Annotated in this window: 12 protein-coding genes; 8 read left to right on the top strand and 4 right to left on the bottom strand. The window is 63.5% G+C overall.

Annotated features, from left to right (window positions below; all coding sequences use genetic code 11):
• Positions 1 to 4 precede the first annotated feature (4 nt).
• From V1294_RS10280 to V1294_RS10300, 5 genes are all read left to right on the top strand, one after another.
• On the top strand, positions 5 to 1,078 hold the full coding sequence (locus V1294_RS10280; RefSeq protein WP_334496823.1) for an ABC transporter ATP-binding protein: 1,074 nt from the start codon (positions 5 to 7) through the stop codon (positions 1,076 to 1,078).
• Positions 1,075 to 2,034 carry a sugar kinase gene (locus tag V1294_RS10285; RefSeq protein ID WP_334496825.1) on the top strand — a complete coding sequence of 320 codons (960 nt, stop codon included), beginning with the start codon at positions 1,075 to 1,077 and terminating at the stop codon, positions 2,032 to 2,034. The genes V1294_RS10280 and V1294_RS10285 overlap by 4 nt, the downstream gene beginning before the upstream one ends.
• Positions 2,031 to 3,068 (top strand): tagatose 1,6-diphosphate aldolase, encoded by a 1,038-nt coding sequence (locus tag V1294_RS10290; protein ID WP_334496827.1) that lies wholly within the window; start codon positions 2,031 to 2,033, stop codon positions 3,066 to 3,068. The genes V1294_RS10285 and V1294_RS10290 overlap by 4 nt, the downstream gene beginning before the upstream one ends.
• A gap of 47 nt (positions 3,069 to 3,115) precedes the next feature.
• Positions 3,116 to 4,234 (top strand): mandelate racemase/muconate lactonizing enzyme family protein, encoded by a 1,119-nt coding sequence (locus V1294_RS10295; protein ID WP_334496829.1) that lies wholly within the window; start codon positions 3,116 to 3,118, stop codon positions 4,232 to 4,234.
• 186 nt (positions 4,235 to 4,420) lie between these two features.
• Positions 4,421 to 4,708 (top strand): hypothetical protein, encoded by a 288-nt coding sequence (locus V1294_RS10300; protein ID WP_108517196.1) that lies wholly within the window; start codon positions 4,421 to 4,423, stop codon positions 4,706 to 4,708.
• A 133-nt stretch (positions 4,709 to 4,841) separates the two neighbouring features.
• Here V1294_RS10300 and V1294_RS10305 read toward each other — a convergent pair whose 3' ends face one another.
• The 3 genes from V1294_RS10305 to V1294_RS10315 are packed head-to-tail and all read right to left on the bottom strand — an operon-like array spanning position 4,842 to position 7,751.
• Positions 4,842 to 5,855, bottom strand: coding sequence for an SIS domain-containing protein (locus tag V1294_RS10305; RefSeq protein ID WP_334496835.1), 1,014 nt, complete (start codon positions 5,853 to 5,855; stop codon positions 4,842 to 4,844).
• Positions 5,852 to 6,808 (bottom strand): N-acetylmuramic acid 6-phosphate etherase, encoded by a 957-nt coding sequence (locus V1294_RS10310; protein WP_334496837.1) that lies wholly within the window; start codon positions 6,806 to 6,808, stop codon positions 5,852 to 5,854. The genes V1294_RS10305 and V1294_RS10310 overlap by 4 nt, the downstream gene beginning before the upstream one ends.
• A gap of 19 nt (positions 6,809 to 6,827) precedes the next feature.
• Positions 6,828 to 7,751: a BadF/BadG/BcrA/BcrD ATPase family protein gene (locus V1294_RS10315; protein WP_334496839.1), complete on the bottom strand. Its 924-nt coding sequence runs from the start codon at positions 7,749 to 7,751 to the stop codon at positions 6,828 to 6,830.
• A 117-nt stretch (positions 7,752 to 7,868) separates the two neighbouring features.
• Here V1294_RS10315 and nagA point away from each other — a divergent pair, with 117 nt between their 5' ends.
• Both nagA and V1294_RS10325 read left to right on the top strand, forming a co-directional pair.
• Positions 7,869 to 9,050, top strand: a complete 1,182-nt coding sequence (gene nagA, locus V1294_RS10320; RefSeq protein WP_334496841.1) for an N-acetylglucosamine-6-phosphate deacetylase — start codon at positions 7,869 to 7,871, stop codon at positions 9,048 to 9,050.
• Positions 9,051 to 10,253, top strand: a complete 1,203-nt coding sequence (locus V1294_RS10325; RefSeq protein ID WP_334496843.1) for an aspartate kinase — start codon at positions 9,051 to 9,053, stop codon at positions 10,251 to 10,253.
• Positions 10,254 to 10,396: 143 nt separating this feature from the next.
• Here the strand turns inward: V1294_RS10325 and V1294_RS10330 are convergent, their stop codons facing one another.
• Entirely contained in the window at positions 10,397 to 14,449 is a 4,053-nt protein-coding gene (locus tag V1294_RS10330) for a BTAD domain-containing putative transcriptional regulator (RefSeq protein WP_334496846.1), read from the bottom strand.
• A gap of 224 nt (positions 14,450 to 14,673) precedes the next feature.
• Between V1294_RS10330 and V1294_RS10335 the strand changes: the two genes are divergently transcribed.
• Positions 14,674 to 15,819: a helix-turn-helix transcriptional regulator gene (locus V1294_RS10335; protein ID WP_334496848.1), complete on the top strand. Its 1,146-nt coding sequence runs from the start codon at positions 14,674 to 14,676 to the stop codon at positions 15,817 to 15,819.
• Positions 15,820 to 15,938: the final 119 nt, after the last annotated feature.

Here is a 15,938-nt window from a genome sequence, read left to right on the forward strand (position 1 = left end):
GATTATGGCCTCTATCTCGATCCGCAATCTCGTCAAGCGCTACGGCAACTTTGCCGTGATCCCCGATCTCAACCTCGAGATATCAGATCACGAGTTTGTCGTTTTTGTCGGCCCTTCCGGTTGCGGCAAGTCCACGCTTCTCCGCATCATCGCAGGGCTCGAGCCGATCACGGCGGGCGAGGTCTATATCGGCGACAAACGCGTCAACGGCATCCCGGCGGCGCAGCGCGATATCGCCATGGTGTTCCAGGACTACGCGCTCTATCCGCACATGCGCGTCTACGAAAACATGTCCTTTGCGCTCGAACTGCGGGGGACGCCGAAGGCCGAGATCGACGCGCGGGTGAAACGCGCCGCGGCGCTGCTGCATATCGAACCCTATCTCGACCGCAAGCCGAAGGAATTGTCCGGCGGCCAGCGCCAGCGCGTGGCGATGGGGCGCGCCATCGTGCGCAATCCCAAGGCTTTTCTGTTCGATGAGCCGCTTTCCAATCTCGATGCAAAGCTGCGCGGGCAGGTGCGGGCCGAAATCAAGGCATTGTCGCAGGAATTGAAGACCACGATGGTCTTCGTCACCCATGACCAGATCGAGGCCATGACCATGGCCGACCGTATCGTGGTGCTGCAGAGCGGCGCGGTGCAGCAATACGACACGCCGGAGGCGGTCTATGAGCGGCCGGCCAACCAGTTCGTGGCAGGCTTTATCGGCTCGCCGGCGATGAATTTCTTTCCGGTCGAGTGGCGCGCCGACGGCGTGGTGTTTTCGAAAGACGGCGCGGCGGTGCCGCTCGGCGCGGAAAGTTGCGGTCCGCTGCGCAAGGCCGGCAATGGCGTGCTCGGAATCCGTCCCGAGCACTTCGCACTGGCGGCAGATCCGGCCGACGGTATGGCGGTGACGATCAAGCTGGTCGAGCCGCTCGGCTCGGATACGCTGATCCATTTCGACCTCGCAGGCGCCTCGGCGATTGCGCGCGTCGATCCGTCGCTGCGGCCGAAGGTCGGCGAGATACTCAGCCTTCGCCCGCAGCCGGGAAAAACCCATCTGTTCGACAGCACCGACGGCCGGGTGCTGCAGTGACCGCGCGCGAGGCGACCGAAGATCGGGAGGCGATCGCGGATATCGCGTCGAGCGCGGAGCGGGTCCGTATTGTCTGCCTCGGGCTCTCCGCGCTTGATCAGGTCTGGCGTGTTGATCAATTTTTTTCAGGGCAGAGCGAGAAGATCAGGAGCCTGGACTACTCGACGCTCGGCGGCGGAATGGCGGCAAACGCCGCCGTGACGGGTGCGCGGCTCGGCGGCTCCATCGCGTTCTGGGGCCGCGCTGGAGACGATGCCGCAGGGCGCGAAATGCGGTCGGCGCTGGCTTCCGAAGGAATCGACGTCGCAAACTTCAGATTATTTCCGGATGGACGCTCCTCGGTTTCGGGGATCATCGTCGACAGATCAGGCGAGCGGCAGATCGTGAATTTTCGCGGGGCCTTTCCCGAGGCGGCCGATTGGCTGCCGCTGGATGAAGTGGCGCAAGCATCTGCGGTGCTTGCCGATCCGCGTTGGGTCGAAGGCGCAATCGCGCTGTTCGGCAAGGCGCGCGCGCTTGGCATTCCAACTGTGCTCGACGGCGATGTCGCCGACGCCGAGGTGTTCGAGCGCCTGCTGCCGCTTACCGATCACGCTGTTTTCTCCGAGCCTGCGCTCGCTTCTTTTGCCGGATCGGCGGATGATGCGGCCCTGAACAAGCTGGCGCGGTTCAATTGCCGTGTCGTCGCCGTCACGCGCGGCAGCGAAGGGGTGAGTTGGCACGAGAACGGCCGCCTGCAGCGGCGCGCCGCATATCCTGTTTCCGTCGTCGATACGACAGGCGCCGGCGACGTCTTCCACGGCGCCTATGTCTTTGCGATCGGCGCGGGCCTTAAGGTGCAGGATGCCATGGCGTTCGCCGCTGCGGCCGCCGCGCTGAAATGCACCCGTTCGGGCGGTCGCGCCGGAATTCCTTCCATCAATGACTGTCTTGCCTTCACGAGGACGCACCAATGAGAACGATCGGAAAAAACCGGGGCATCGCGCGCCTGGCGGATGCGGATGGCCACTTTCGCATGGTTGCGCTGGACCAGCGGCCGCCACTGTTCGACGCCATCGCGCAGGCAAAGGGCATCACGCGCGAGCAGGTCGAATACGCAGACGTAACCGCCGCCAAGCGGCTGCTGGTGGAAAGCCTCTCGCCGCATTGCAGCTCGATGCTGTTCGATCCGAACTTTGCGGTGCCCGCCGCCATCGACCTGCTGCCCGCGCGCTGCGGTCTCATCATGACGCTCGAGGAGCACCGCGTCGAGGAGACTGCGGGCGGCCGCAAATCGCGCGCCATTGCCAACTGGAGCGTGGAGAAGATCCGTGCGATCGGCGGTGACGCGGTCAAGGTGCTTGCCTGGTACCGGCCCGATGCCGACCCTGGTGTCAACGAACATCAGAAGCGGTTCGTGCGCGAGATCGGACAGGAATGTGCGCGCTACGACATTCCCTATGTGCTGGAGCTTTTGGTCTATCCGTTCCTGGGTAGCGCCAATCACACTGCTGATTATGTGGAATCGCCTGGCAAGCTGCCGGGGCTTGTGATCGACAGCGTGCGCGAGTTCGCCAAGCCGGAATATGGCGTCGACCTGCTGAAGCTGGAGAGCCCGCTCGCCGCCAACAGCCTGCCGCCGCGGGACGGCAGCGCGGCGGCGCAAGCCGCGCAGAAGGAGTTCGACGCCATCGGCGTGATCTGCCGCGAGCGGAACATTCCCTGGGTGCTGCTGTCGGGTGGTGCTGCGCCAGAGAAATTCGAGCGGGTGCTGGAGTTTGCCTATGCGGCGGGCGCCGGCGGCTTTCTTGCGGGACGCACGATCTGGCTTGACGCCGTTCGCAAGCATTTCCCGGATCGCGCGGCGGTCGCGGCAAGCCTGCGCAAGGACGGCGTCGCGGTGCTGGAAAGCCTCAATGCGCTGACAAAGGCAAAGGGCACGCGGTGGAAGGCGCGCTTTCCCGCCTTTGGCGAGATCAAGCAGGAAGGCGATTTCGCGCGCGCATACTAACTGCGTCGCGACCTGATCGTTACCAAGTGAAATCGCTGGATCCAAAGATGGCCTTCTCCATTCGCACAATCCAGGCGTTTTGCTACCGCTACCCGCTGTCGACGCCGGTGGTGACCTCGTTCGGCCGCATGCTGAACCGTCCCGCGGTGTTCGTTCGCGCCGAAGACCAGGACGGCGTTGTCGGCTGGGGCGAGGTCTGGTCGAACTTTCCTTCGACGGGCGCCGAACATCGGGCGCGGCTCGTCAATGAGGTGCTCGCGCCTGCGCTGATCGGGCGCGAGCTCGATGGTCCCGCGCAGGCTTTCGAGACCCTGACGCAGGGCACTTCGGTGCTGGCGCTGCAGTGCGGGGAGCCCGGGCCGTTCGCCCAGGCCATCGCAGGAATAGATCTTGCGCTGTGGGATCTCCACGCGCGCCGGCACAGGCAGCCGCTGTGGCGATTGCTGGGCGGCCGTTCCGGCAAGATCAAGGTGTACGCCAGCGGCATCAATCCCGGCGGGGCGCGGCAGACCGCCGAGGCGGCCATGAGGCGCGGGCATCGCGCGCTGAAGCTCAAGATCGGATTCGATATGGCGACGGACCTCGCCAATCTGGCGGCGCTGCGCACTGTGGTTGGCGACGGCATGCTGGCGGCGGATGTCAATCAGGGTTGGTCGATCGATCAGGCGCTGGAGATCGTGCCGCGGCTCGGCGAGTTCGGTCTGCGTTGGCTGGAAGAACCGCTTCGTGCCGATCGTCCCCGGCAGGAGTGGCGGAGGCTGCGCACGAGCGCCGGCATGCCGCTTGCGGCCGGCGAAAATATTGCAAGCCGCGAAGGCTTCGAACAGGTTCTTGCAGAGGATGTGCTTGATGTCGTTCAGCCTGACATCGCCAAATGGGGCGGGCTGACGATTTGCCGTGGACTGGCGGACGACATCCTGAAAGCGGGCAAGACCTTTTGCCCGCATTACCTCGGTGGCGGAATAGGATTGCTTGCGTCCGCACATCTGCTTGCCGGCGCCGGAGGCGACGGCTGGCTGGAATTGGACGTCAACGACAATCCGCTCCGCGATCAATTCTGCGGACCGGTCTTCGACGTCTCCGAGGGCCTGGTCGCTCTGAACGAGGAGCCGGGCCTTGGAATAGCGCCCGATTTTTCATCGATCGAGCGCTACCGCACGCTATAGGGCGCTCAGAAGGCTGCGGGTGCCGCCGGACCGGGTGGGTGCGTCAAGACCCGATCGGGCAAGCACCTGAAGGCGAGCGGAATCCTGTCGGTATTGTAACGATCTGCTCGCGCAATCGTGTGCGGCCAGGCGGCGCGCCGGACCTAGCTTTAAGTGCAGGTCGTTGCAACGCGTGGAGTGTGAACCATGAAACCGCTTTCGCTTCTCTTGTTCGCCGTTTGCCTTGTGCTCTCGGATGCCGCGTTTGCCCGTGGCGGCATGGGATCGCACATGTCGATGCCGATGACAGGCGGCGGAGCGCTCGGCACGAGTGCTGCTGCACCGGGGACGAATTCTCTGGGTACCGCGCTGCCATCGTCCGGCATTGCTGGCCACGTCATGAAGGGGCCGTTGCTTGGTACAGACCCCACCATCGACAAGGAAGACGCGCGGCTCGAGAAGATGCTTCAAGGATCAATCTGCCGCGGCTGTTGAGGAAAGCCCGGCGCGCTCGGTGCAGCGTTAGCCTGGCTCTGGACGGCTTCGTCGTTCCGGTCCTGGCTTGCCGAGCCGTAGCTCGCAGCCCGAGCAGCCCGCCTTCGGCCGCCAGCCAGCGAACAGCCAGCTGTCAAAACGTCTCGGTAATCTTGCTCAGGCGAGGGGGACGATCCGGGTCAAATCCGAAGGTGCGCGCCGTCTGTTCGATCATCCGATAGGCCGGAACGAGCATGGTGATCGGGTCGGTGGCGGGGTCATCCTCGGCCAACCAGGGCAGCGAGCCACGTGGTCCGCCGCATAGATGCAGCGCGATCTTTTGCTCGCGCAATTCTTCTGCCAGTGCGTCCACCGTCGCTGCCGTTTCATCCATGAGGCGCATCATGACAACCGGCGTGCGCGATGATAACGCGGCGCGCGGCCCATGCTGCAGCTCGGCGGCGCTCAGACCGATGGAAGGCAGGCGCAGGATTTCCGAAAGTTTGAGAGCGATCTCCCGCGCCGAGCCCAGGCCCAGGCCCCGCGCCGCCACAAACACGGCTGACGCCTTGACGAGATCATCGGCAATCCCGGACCAGTCGAGCGCCAGCGCACGGTGCAAACGCTCGGGCAGCCTGTCCAGGGCTGACCGCAGCGCACGATCTCCCGCCAACTCGGCAACAAGTCCGGCGCCAGCGGCCATCGAGCCGATCACCGTCTTGGTCGCCGCTACAGAGTGCTCTCTGCCGGCTTCGATCGGAACGACGAACTCCGCTTCGTCAGCCACCGGCGACGACGTCGCATTGACGATGGCGATGGTGCGGGCGCCCGCGGCGCGCGCCGATCTGGTCGCCGCGATAAGATCCGGGCTGCGCCCGGATTGCGAGATCACGATGAACAGCGCATGGCGCAGCATCAACGGCGTGCGAAATGCCGTGATCACCGAAGGAGCGCTGGCTGAAACGGGAAGGCGAAGCCGCGTCTCGACAAGGTATCTCAAGAAAACCCCGGCATGCCCGGAGCTTCCCCGGCCGCACACGACGCACAGGGGAGCGGAGCCAATCCCAATTCGCTGTGCGATATCGCGCGTGGCGGGGCGGTTACGAACAATTTTGGCGACAACATCCGCGCTTTCCCCGATTTCGCTCGCCATCGCGGATGTCGTCACGGCTCAACCGCTCCGCCTTGCTTGCGCGCCGCCGCTCCCTTGGGATGCCGGTCACGATGCGAGTCACGATCCTTGGCGAGTTCGGCAAACACGCGCCGAAGGTTGCCGTCACAGTTTTTCAGAATGGTCTCGGCATCAACCCTGTCGAGACCCAACGCCAGAAGGCTTGCCGTCTTGATGTCTCCCTCGGCCTGCTCAAGCCAGCGTGCCGCGTGCGACGGATCACAGTGCGCGATTTGCGCCACCATGGCCTCGGCGCGCCGCTTCAGCTTGGCGTTGGTCGGCGGCATGTTCACCATCATGCCGCGGTACACCCGGCCAAGGCGCAGCATGATCCCTGAGGAGATCAGGTTGAGCACAACCTTCTGCGCGGTGCCCGCCTTCATCCGCGTGGAGCCCGCGATCAGCTCGCGGCCGGTCTCGATCAAGATCGGAAATTTTGCCGACGCCAGCAGTGCGGTGCCGGGATTGTTGGCAACACCGATCGTCACTGCACCGAAAGAGCCTGCCTGCTGCAGCGCCGCGACCGTGAATGGCGTTGTCCCGCTGGCGGCAACGGCGATCACCACATCGTGCGCGGTGAGCTGCGCGGCATTGATCTGCATGACTGCATCATCGACATCATCCTCCGCGCCCTCGATGCTGGTGACGAACGCGCTGTCGCCGCCGGCGACGATGAAGCGGACGCGCTCGCTGGGCCAGGCGAAAGTCGGCGTCAGCTCGGCGCCGTCCTGGACCGCCACGCGGGCCGAGGTGCCGGCGCCGACATACACAATGCGTCCGTGATCACCCAGCGCCGCTTTGGCCGCTTCGGTCGCCGCAGTGATCGCGGGAAGGGCATGGCCGATCGCCGCGACTGCCGCAACCTGGCCTTCCCACATCGCTTCCATCGCTGACGTCAGCGACCATGCATCAAGATCGGCAAAGCGGGGATCGACTTCTTCGGTGGCCATATAGTTGATCCATGCGCCATCAAACGCGGAACTTTGAAGCCTGTTCATGGTCAGTTTCTCTCTTGGGCAGCTCAAGCCGCCCTCGCGCCACCAGTAACGCCCCGGCGGCCGCGTCGGCGTCAGGACACCTGAGGCGGGCGCGCAGGTCAGGCGTCAGCCAGGGCGTAATGGCATCCGCCAGCCCGCCTACCAGCGAGAGCCGGTCGATTCCTCTAGCCAGGAACAGATCGAGCAGATCGCCGATGGCATCGGCCGCGCGTTCGACAATGCGACGGCCGACCGGGTCGCCCTGATTGGCGTGCCGCATCACGATCGGCGCGAACGCAGCATAGTCTGCGGCCCTGGCTTCTTCAGACCAGGCCACCGCCTGATAAGGATCATGATCGAATGCGCCCAGCACCTCTGAAAGCAACGGGGTCAGCTCGCCGCGGCGATCCGCGGCCCGCAGCGCCAGTCGAACAACCTGCAGGCCGATGTCGGCACCGCTGCCTTCGTCCGACACAGGGAAGCCATAACCGGCGAGACGGATCTCGCGGCCGTCGATCAGGCCGACACCCACCGAGCCTGTGCCGGCTACCACGATGGCCCCGTCCGCGCCGCTATGGGCGCCGAGACAGGCCGCCAAGCCGTCGCTGATGAAGATGACGGACGCAAAGGGATGCGCGATCTTGTTGAGCGCCGCTTCCGCACCCCGGCGACCGAGACCGGCCAGGCCAATTCCGGCGTGCATCCGCGCGAAATCCTCGCGCGTCAGCCCGGCCTGCGCGGCTGCCGCTTCGGTGGCCTCCATGATGGACCGCCAGGCCTTCTCGAAGCCAATCCGCGTCGTGGCAGGCCCCGAGCTCGCCGCACCGAGTACCTTGCCGTTTTCGTCCTCGATCCGGGCACGGCAGCGGGTTCCGCCGCCATCAATGCCGAGATACGTGGTACCTTTTGTTCCCATGGAAAGTTAACGCGAAGGTTTCGCTCGGGGTCCTCCCAAAGCTCCTTGGTGTACATATGAAGTCTTGTAGGTGACTCGCCTCACGAGTCCGTGACTGCTATTCTCGGATCAATACCGATGGGCGACGCTAATCCTTCCTCTCTCACGATTGCCGCGCAGCACATCTTTGACGGTGCCGCCATGCGCGGGCCGGGATCGGTCAGGATCTCGCAGGGGCGGATTGAAAGCATGACCTTCGGCGAGGCGAAGGTGCGCGCCTCAATCCACCTTCCCGCAGACGCGATCCTTGCACCCGGATTCATCGACATCCAGGTGAACGGAGGCGGGGGCGTTCTTCTCAACGACCAGCCCACGGAGGCTGGCGTTCGACGCATCGTTGAGGCGCACCGCAAGGAGGGGACCACGGGCTGCTTGCCGACCCTCATCACCGATCGCAGCGAGGTCATCGAGCGATTGGCTGCAGTCGCCCAGGATTGTCTGAAGATTCCCGGCGTTCTCGGCTTTCATCTGGAAGGGCCGGCCCTCAACAGGTCTCGCAAGGGCATTCATCCCGAAGCCGAGATCCGCGTGCCCGATCGGCGCGATCTCGCCGCGATCAAAAGTTTTGGGGGCCGCGGCCGCTCCATTGTGACCTTGGCCCCGGAATGCGTGCCCGCGTCCATGATCGATGAACTGATCGGCGCCGGATTGCGTATCGCGGCCGGCCACAGCGACGCCACCGCAGCCGAAATCGGGCAGGCGGTCGATCGCGGTGTCTTGGGGGTGACCCATCTGTTCAATGCCATGTCACAGTTGAACGCGCGGGAGCCGGGCCTGGTGGGCGCCGCGCTGAGCGATGACCGGCTGTTTGCAGGGATCATCTGCGACGGCATCCACGTTGACCGCGCCGGTTTGCGGGTTGCCTTCCGCTGCAAGGGACGCGATCGATTGATGCTGGTCACCGATGCCATGCCATTGGTGGGCACGACGGACCGGCAATTCATGCTGCAGGGAAGGCCGATCACGTTGCACGAAAATCGCCTGACTGGCCCCGATGGCACACTCGCGGGCGCTCACCTCACCATGATCGAGGCGGTGGGCAACGCTGTTGCGCTGCTCGGAATCTCGCTTGCAGATGCCCTCATTATGGCCTCGCGGACATCAGCGGCATTTCTGGGCCTTGAGTCCGAGCTTGGACGGATCGCGCCCGGGTACCGCGCGGACCTTGTCGCCTTTAATCCGAACTTTGAAATCGTCAGCACATGGATAGGTGGTGTCGGTTCGATGGGCGAGGCGAGCGAGGCTTCTCACCGAGGTTAGATGCGCAACCATCCCATCATCGTTCAAAAATATGGCGGTGTCTGTCTTGAAACACCGGCGAAAATTCGCGCGGTTGCGCGCAGTCTCGCCGACCTGCATGGCCGTGGTCATCGTGTCGTGGCGATCGTCTCCGCCATGGGCAAGACCACCGACCAATTGATCGAGATGGCTTATCAGGTCAGCCCTGCTCCCAATCGCCGTGAACTTGACATGCTGCTAACGACCGGTGAGCGCATCAGCATGTCCCTGATGAGCATGGCACTTGCCGATCTCGGCGTGCCCGCGATCAGCTTCACCGGCAGCCAGGCCGGCGTGATGACCGACGACTCCCATTCCTCGGCACGCATCCTGGATGTAAGGCCCATTCGCGTGCACGAGGAACTTGATCGTGGGCGCGTTGTAGTGCTGGCAGGATTTCAGGGCGTGAACCCGGTGACCCGGGAAATCACCACGCTCGGCCGGGGCGGCAGCGACACCACGGCCGTTGCGATGGCCGCGGCGCTGAAGGCCGAACGCTGTGAAATCATCAAAGAGGTCGACGGAATTTGTTCGGCCGATCCGCGCATCGTGCCTGACGCAAAGCCCCTGCGGCGAGTGGACTTCGCATCCCTGTCCGAAATGTGCTTCTGGGGCGCAAAGATCCTGCACTTTCGCAGCGTAGAGCTGGCGCAAAGTCAGGATGTGCCTCTGGTTCTCAAGCAGTGGGGCGGCGTTAAACGCAGCACGCAAGTGAAGAAAGAGGTTGCAGGCATGGAAAACGGAAAGGTTCTGGCCGTCAACTCGATGGCTCGCATTGAGCATGTGGAAATCGATTCCAACGATCTCAATCACGGTTTCGAGAAATTCGCGCAGCATCTCAAGCAAAACAGCCTGTCCTGGCCGCAGCTCCTTGCATCACACTTCACCGCGGGAAAAACCAGCATGACCGTGGCCTGTGATTCAGAGTGGCTCGACGCCCTGTTGCGTACGCTGGAGCAATGCTCGGATCTGCGCAGGCAGCGCGAGGCTTCAAGCTCGGTGAGTCTCACCTGCTTCGGCGGCGTTTCGTCGGAATTGCCGTTCAGGGCGTTGCAGGTTCTCGGACATCACGGGATTGTCCCCGACAAGTACGTGTTGTCGCCGCATTCGGTCAGTCTGTTTGTCCCTGTGGAGAACCGGGAGGCCGCGGTCAGGGCGTTGCATTCGCTTGTCCAGCAAGCGTAGGTTCGAGGAGCGTCAGGGATCGCTTCAAAATGTTTTCGCAGGGAAAGCATCCATGCCAGCGACCCCCTGTTACTTTGCATGGCGGCCGGCGTCCGAAACACCTCTCACAAGTGGCCATTCAGCAATGGGCCATCCAGTCAGACCTATGCTCTCAATTGAGCAAGGAGCGCTTTGGCATCTTTCAGGTCGGCAGTGTCGAAACCCTCGGTGAACCAGCCATAGATAGGCAGAAGTAGACCACGGGCTTCAACATGCCTCCCCTGGTCGCGCCATAGCCGCGCGAGGCTCGTGGCGGCGCGGAGTTCGAACATCCTGGCGCCCTGCGCGCGGCTCACGTCGAGCGCCTTACCAAAACATTCTTCCACATCGGTCAATGAATGTCCCGCGGCGCGCCGCACGTCGCCTTCATTCCGGTGAAGCTCTGCCTCCCAAATGTATTGTTCGGAGCGCTGTGATCTTTCTCGCGCATCGATGCACAGAGCCAAGGCTGACTGGAAGTCGCCAGCGCGACCACGAACCTGGGCCAACAGGCTCGTGAAAAGCGGAACAAGAAATGTCAGGTTCTTGGCGTCGACATCGGCAATGCCCTTTTGCATCAGGGAAATGCCGCTCTCCGGTCCACCAGTCAATGAGAGGGCCCAGCCCTCAAAAATGATCCCACTGCTCCGCCATGCCAACACGCCGTGCTCCGTCGCAAGAGCACTCAAGGTTTGTGTATGAGTTAGCACTGCGGCCACATTTCCGAAAAGCTGCTCGAGCGCGGCTCCCGCTAAAAAGTGAACGAAACCAATTGTGTTGACGTGATTGAGTTCGGCAGCGTAGCTGAGAGCTTGTATCTGCATTTTTGCTGCACGATCGGGGAAGCCTGAAATCCATGCGATTGAAGCTAACAATGCCGATGCAGACGCGAATGGATCAGTGAGGTACCGAGCCGCAAGGGATCGGTCACGCTTGGGATCATATAGCGCAAGAGATTGCTCGAGTTCTTTCCGAGCCAGTCCAAATTTTCCAAGCTGATACAACACAATCCCGGTTCCACGGTGTGCCATCAGCTGCATCGCCCGGTCGCCTTGGCGGATGCCTAGCGTCCGGCAGCGTTCTGCGAATTCCAGTGCCTTGTAAGTGTTGCCGGTCGTGTTGCAGTAAGAGAACTGGGCATAGAGCGCCGCAAACAGGTGTCCGACATCATCCAGCTTCTCGGAGAGGAGAATTGCGCGCTCGCTCGCAGCCCCGACCTCAGGACTTGAGTATCCACTCACTGCCACCAAAGGTGTGCCTAAGGTGATCTGGAAATCGAGCTCATGGCGATCGCGGTCCTCCGACTCCGGGAGCGTCCTCAGAAGCGCCAATCCTCGCTCAAGATGGCGGACTGCTTCCTGATCAGCCGAGCGCTCGGTGGCGCGTTGGCCCGCCTTGAACCAATGGCCGATCGCCTCCGTTGCAAGCCCGGCCTCGGTGAAATGGTGGGCGACAATCTCAGGCAGGGTTTCGGCCAGCGCCGGGAACCGCTCGACCAGCACATTGGCGATGCTCGCATGCAACTGCCGCCGCCGACTCTTGAGCATCGTGGTGTAGGCGGCGTCCTGCACCAGCGCGTGCTTGAAGGCGTAGGTCGCGATCGGCGGCGTTCCGCGCCGGGAGATGAGGCCGGAGACCGTCAGCCGCTCGAGCGCCGCGTCGAGGTCCTCCGGACTCAAAGATGCCACCGCGCCAATCAGCTCGTGGGAGAACTCCCGTCCGATCGCAGAGCCGATCAGCGCCACATCCTTGCCCGAGCCAAGCCGGTCGAGGCGGGCCACCAGCGAGGCCTGCAGCGTCGTCGGTATGGCGAACTCTGGCAGCGGTCCGTCGAGCAGGTAGCGGTCCGTTGTCTCCCGCAACAGCCCGCTCTCGAGCAGCGCGCTGGTCAGCTCCTCGATGAACAGCGGCACGCCATCCGTGTGCGCAAGGACCTGATCGACGACCGCGGCGGGCAGCGCCTTGCCCTTGGTGACACCGGCAACAATGCCGGCGCTGTCGCGACGGCCGAGGCGGCTCAAGGGCAGCATCGTCACATGCGACTGGCCGACGCACGTTGGCTGGAGCTCCGGCCGGACCGTGACGACCAGCAGCACCGGCAGGCTGGCGGCGCGGGCAACCATTCGATCGAGCAAATCCTGGGATGTCGGATCAATCCAGTGGGCGTCCTCGACCACGATCAGGACGGCGCCCTGCGCCGCTGCGCCGTCGAGCTGATCGAGAAGCGCGGTGAGAGTCAGCTCCCGCTTCTGCTGCGGGCTGAGCGCCAACGCCGGGTAGCGCCAGTCCGCCGGCACCCCCAACAGCTCGGCAACGAGCGCCACGTCGCGTAGCACATTTTTCGTCGTCGGCTTGAGCAAGGCCTCCAATTTGTCGAGTTTCACACTGGCGCTGCTCCCCGGTTCGAAGCCCGCGGCCCGCTCGAGCTGCGCGATGAACGGGTAGAGCGGGCTCTGCACATGGTAGGGCGAGCAGAAATATCGAATGCGAGCATGCGGCTCGCCCTCGCGCGCGGCCAGCAGGCTTTCAGCGATACGGGACTTGCCGATGCCGGGCTCTCCCGTGAGCAGCACGACCCGACCCTCGCCGAGCTTGGCTTGATCCCAACGGCGCAGCAGCAGCTCAATCTCTTCCTGCCGGCCAACGAGCGGGGTCAGCGCGCCCGCGCGCCGCACCTCGAAGCGGCTAACGCCGGCCGTCTCGCCGCGCACCTGCCACGCCTCCACCGGTTGCGGCAGCCCCTTCACGTCGATGGCAGCAAGCGCACGGCAGTCGAACATCCGCCCCGCCAGCCGATGCGTGCTGGCGGCGATCACGACCTCGCCGGGCGCGGCCGCGGCCTGCAGCTGCGCCGCCACGTTTGGCGCCTCGCCGATCGCAACGCACTGCTGTGTGTCGCCGGTCCCTGACCGCTCGCCGATGACAACGAGCCCGGTGGCGATGCCAACGCTCACCTGAACAGTCACGCATGGAGACGCTTTCAACGTGCCGATCGTGTCAAGGATGGCAAGGCCCGCACGCATGGCTTGCTCGGCGTCATGCTCGCCAGCAGCGGGGTAGCCAAAATAGATGAGCACGCCATCGCCCAGGTACTGGGCGACAAATCCATCGAAGCGCGAAACAACATCGGCGATCGATTTGTGGAAGGCGGCGATGAGATCGTGCATGTCTTCAGGGTCGAGGCGCGCCGAAAGCAGCATCGACCCGACCATATTGCAAACCATGATCGTCAGCTGTCGCCGCTCGGGGCTTCCGGAGCCGACTGCCACCGCAGACGATGCTTCATCGCCGTCCGCTGCGGGATTGTCAGCGTTCTCGTGGTCTCTCCTCATATTGCCAAAGGGCAACGCCACAATCGATGACCGGTCGGGTTGCGGCAGCGTGGGCTTGGCGATCTCCCTTTCAGCGGACGACCTGCCCGGCGGCTCCGTGGCGCGAAGCTCGGCGGCGAGCGATCTGGTCGCAGCATCGGGCTCCGTGTTCAGTTCGCGCTTGAGCAACGCAACGAGGTCCTGGTAGTGCGTGAGAGCCTCGGCCTTGCGTCCCGTAGCGGCCAGCGCCCGTACCATCAACCGGTGGGCGTCCTCGCGCATGTTGTTAAGCGCGATGGCGCGCTGGCCGGCCTTCAGCGCTTGTTCGGCGCGGCCGGCGGCCAGATCCTGTTCGCCGAGCCCCATCATGGCGCCAAGGGCAAGATCCAGCAATCTCTCGCGTTCACCAGTCAGCCATTCGTTCCAGCCCTCCTCGCCTACGCTAACGTCGTCGATCAGCCGACCCCGGTAGAGATCGGCTGCCGCGCTCAGCGCATCCCGGCTACCGTCACGTACCAGGGCCTCGAACTGGCTGACGTCGCATCGGACGGCCGCCGCATTGAGCGATACGACCTCACCATCGCTCTCCAGAGCGTCCTCGCCGAGCACTTTGCGCAGCCGGAACAAAGCCTGGCGCAGGTTCTGCCTGGCCTGCGCGTCGAAGCGGGAGCCCCACAACAGGGCCGACAGCTTCTCACGCGACTGCGGCCGGGGCGCGTTGCAGGCCAGATAGGCCAACAAGCCTGCAAGCTTCTTGCTTGGCAGGTCGACCACGCCATCCGGTCCGGTCAGCTCAAAGCCTCCCAGCAGCGAAAGACCAAATCTTGGAAAAAGCACGCCGTCCATTGGCGCACGCGGAATTTGCACGATGAAGCTCCTCCTAGGACGCAATTTCTACGCTTTTCTTGGCCCTCCGAGCAAGATTAACGCCGCTGTCACGCCGAACTGACGCCGGCGACGACGGCGGCAGGGCTCAATTGGCGAAGTACCGGGCATCCCGGCCGCAAGAATCGGAGGACCACCATGCGCTCCGTCGGGATCATTGCATCCCTCGGCGCACTATCGAGTGGCGCTGCCAGGGAGGGCTCTACGTGATCGGTTTGGACGGTGTCTCCGCCCAGCAGCTATCCGACACAATCGGCGCGATCTACGACTGCGCGCTCGATCCACATCAGTGGCCGGACACTTGCCGGGAAATTGCCGATCTGTGTGAAAGCACAGCGGGCGGAATATGCGTTCACGATATGCGGCACGTGCAAAATGATCAGTTATTCGTGTTCGGATACCAGCCGGAATTCCTTGAAAAGCTGGGAAGCCACTATGCACAAAGTCCAATGGCAGCAGCGGATATCGTCTCGAAGATCGGCGACGTTAGTGCTCTCTCAATGATGCGCCTCGAATTGTTGGGAAGCCGTTTCGCTCGAGAAGTGCTGGAGCCGTTCGGACTACTGGACATAATCTGGTTCCCGGCGTTGCGGACTGGCGGTCGCATGGCCTCCATGCATGCCTCACGGAGCGAGAAGGCGCCGCATTACCAACAGCTCGAGATCGGCCTGCTCAAGCTTCTTTCCCCGCACGTCTGCCGTGCCCTCGCCATCTCGGATGCGCTCGATATCAGGGCGCTGAGGTCGGAGATGTTGGAAAAGACGCTTGATGCACTCGTCACAGGTGTTTTTCTCACGTCACGCGATGGCCGCGTCGTCTACATGAATGCCGCTGCCGAGAGGCAGGTCAAAACCGGCAGCTCCATTCGCATCGTGAACAATCGGATTTCTCCCACCGATCCCGCCACGCGCGCTGCGCTGTCGAAGGCCATTGACAAGGCGTCGCGCGACGATATCGACTTGGATACAAGCGAGCATTCCCTTGCGATCCCCGATGTCGATGGCGCCGGCTATGTCGCAACCCTCCTTCCGGTCGATCGCGGTCAGCGCAGCGGCATTATCGCGCCGTTTGCAGCATCGGTAGCTGTGTTCACAAAGGATCCTGCTGAGGCGCCGCTGATGCCGGGTGAGGCTTTTGCCAGGCTTTACAGGCTGACCGGCGGCGAACTCCGCGTGCTGCTGGCGCTTACTCAGGGGTTGGGCGCCAAGGAGGCAGCCGACATGCTCGGCATCAGCGAGCCGACGGCGCGCACCCACCTGCAGCACATCTTCTCCAAGACCGATACGACCCGGCAGGCCGATCTCCTGCACCTGTTGCAGAACTCGACGCCTCAGGTTCGGGCCCCACAGTAGCCGGTTCATTAATTCCTGAGGCGGCCTGTCTCTTGATCGGCACCGCGTCCTATGGGCGACGGGACCGGTGCAATTGCGATCTGGGCTGGGGCCGACGGGCCAGGGCAGACGATTGGAAG

Origin of the sequence: Bradyrhizobium sp. AZCC 1678, assembly GCF_036924765.1 — a bacterium.
GTDB lineage: Bacteria > Pseudomonadota > Alphaproteobacteria > Rhizobiales > Xanthobacteraceae > Bradyrhizobium > Bradyrhizobium algeriense.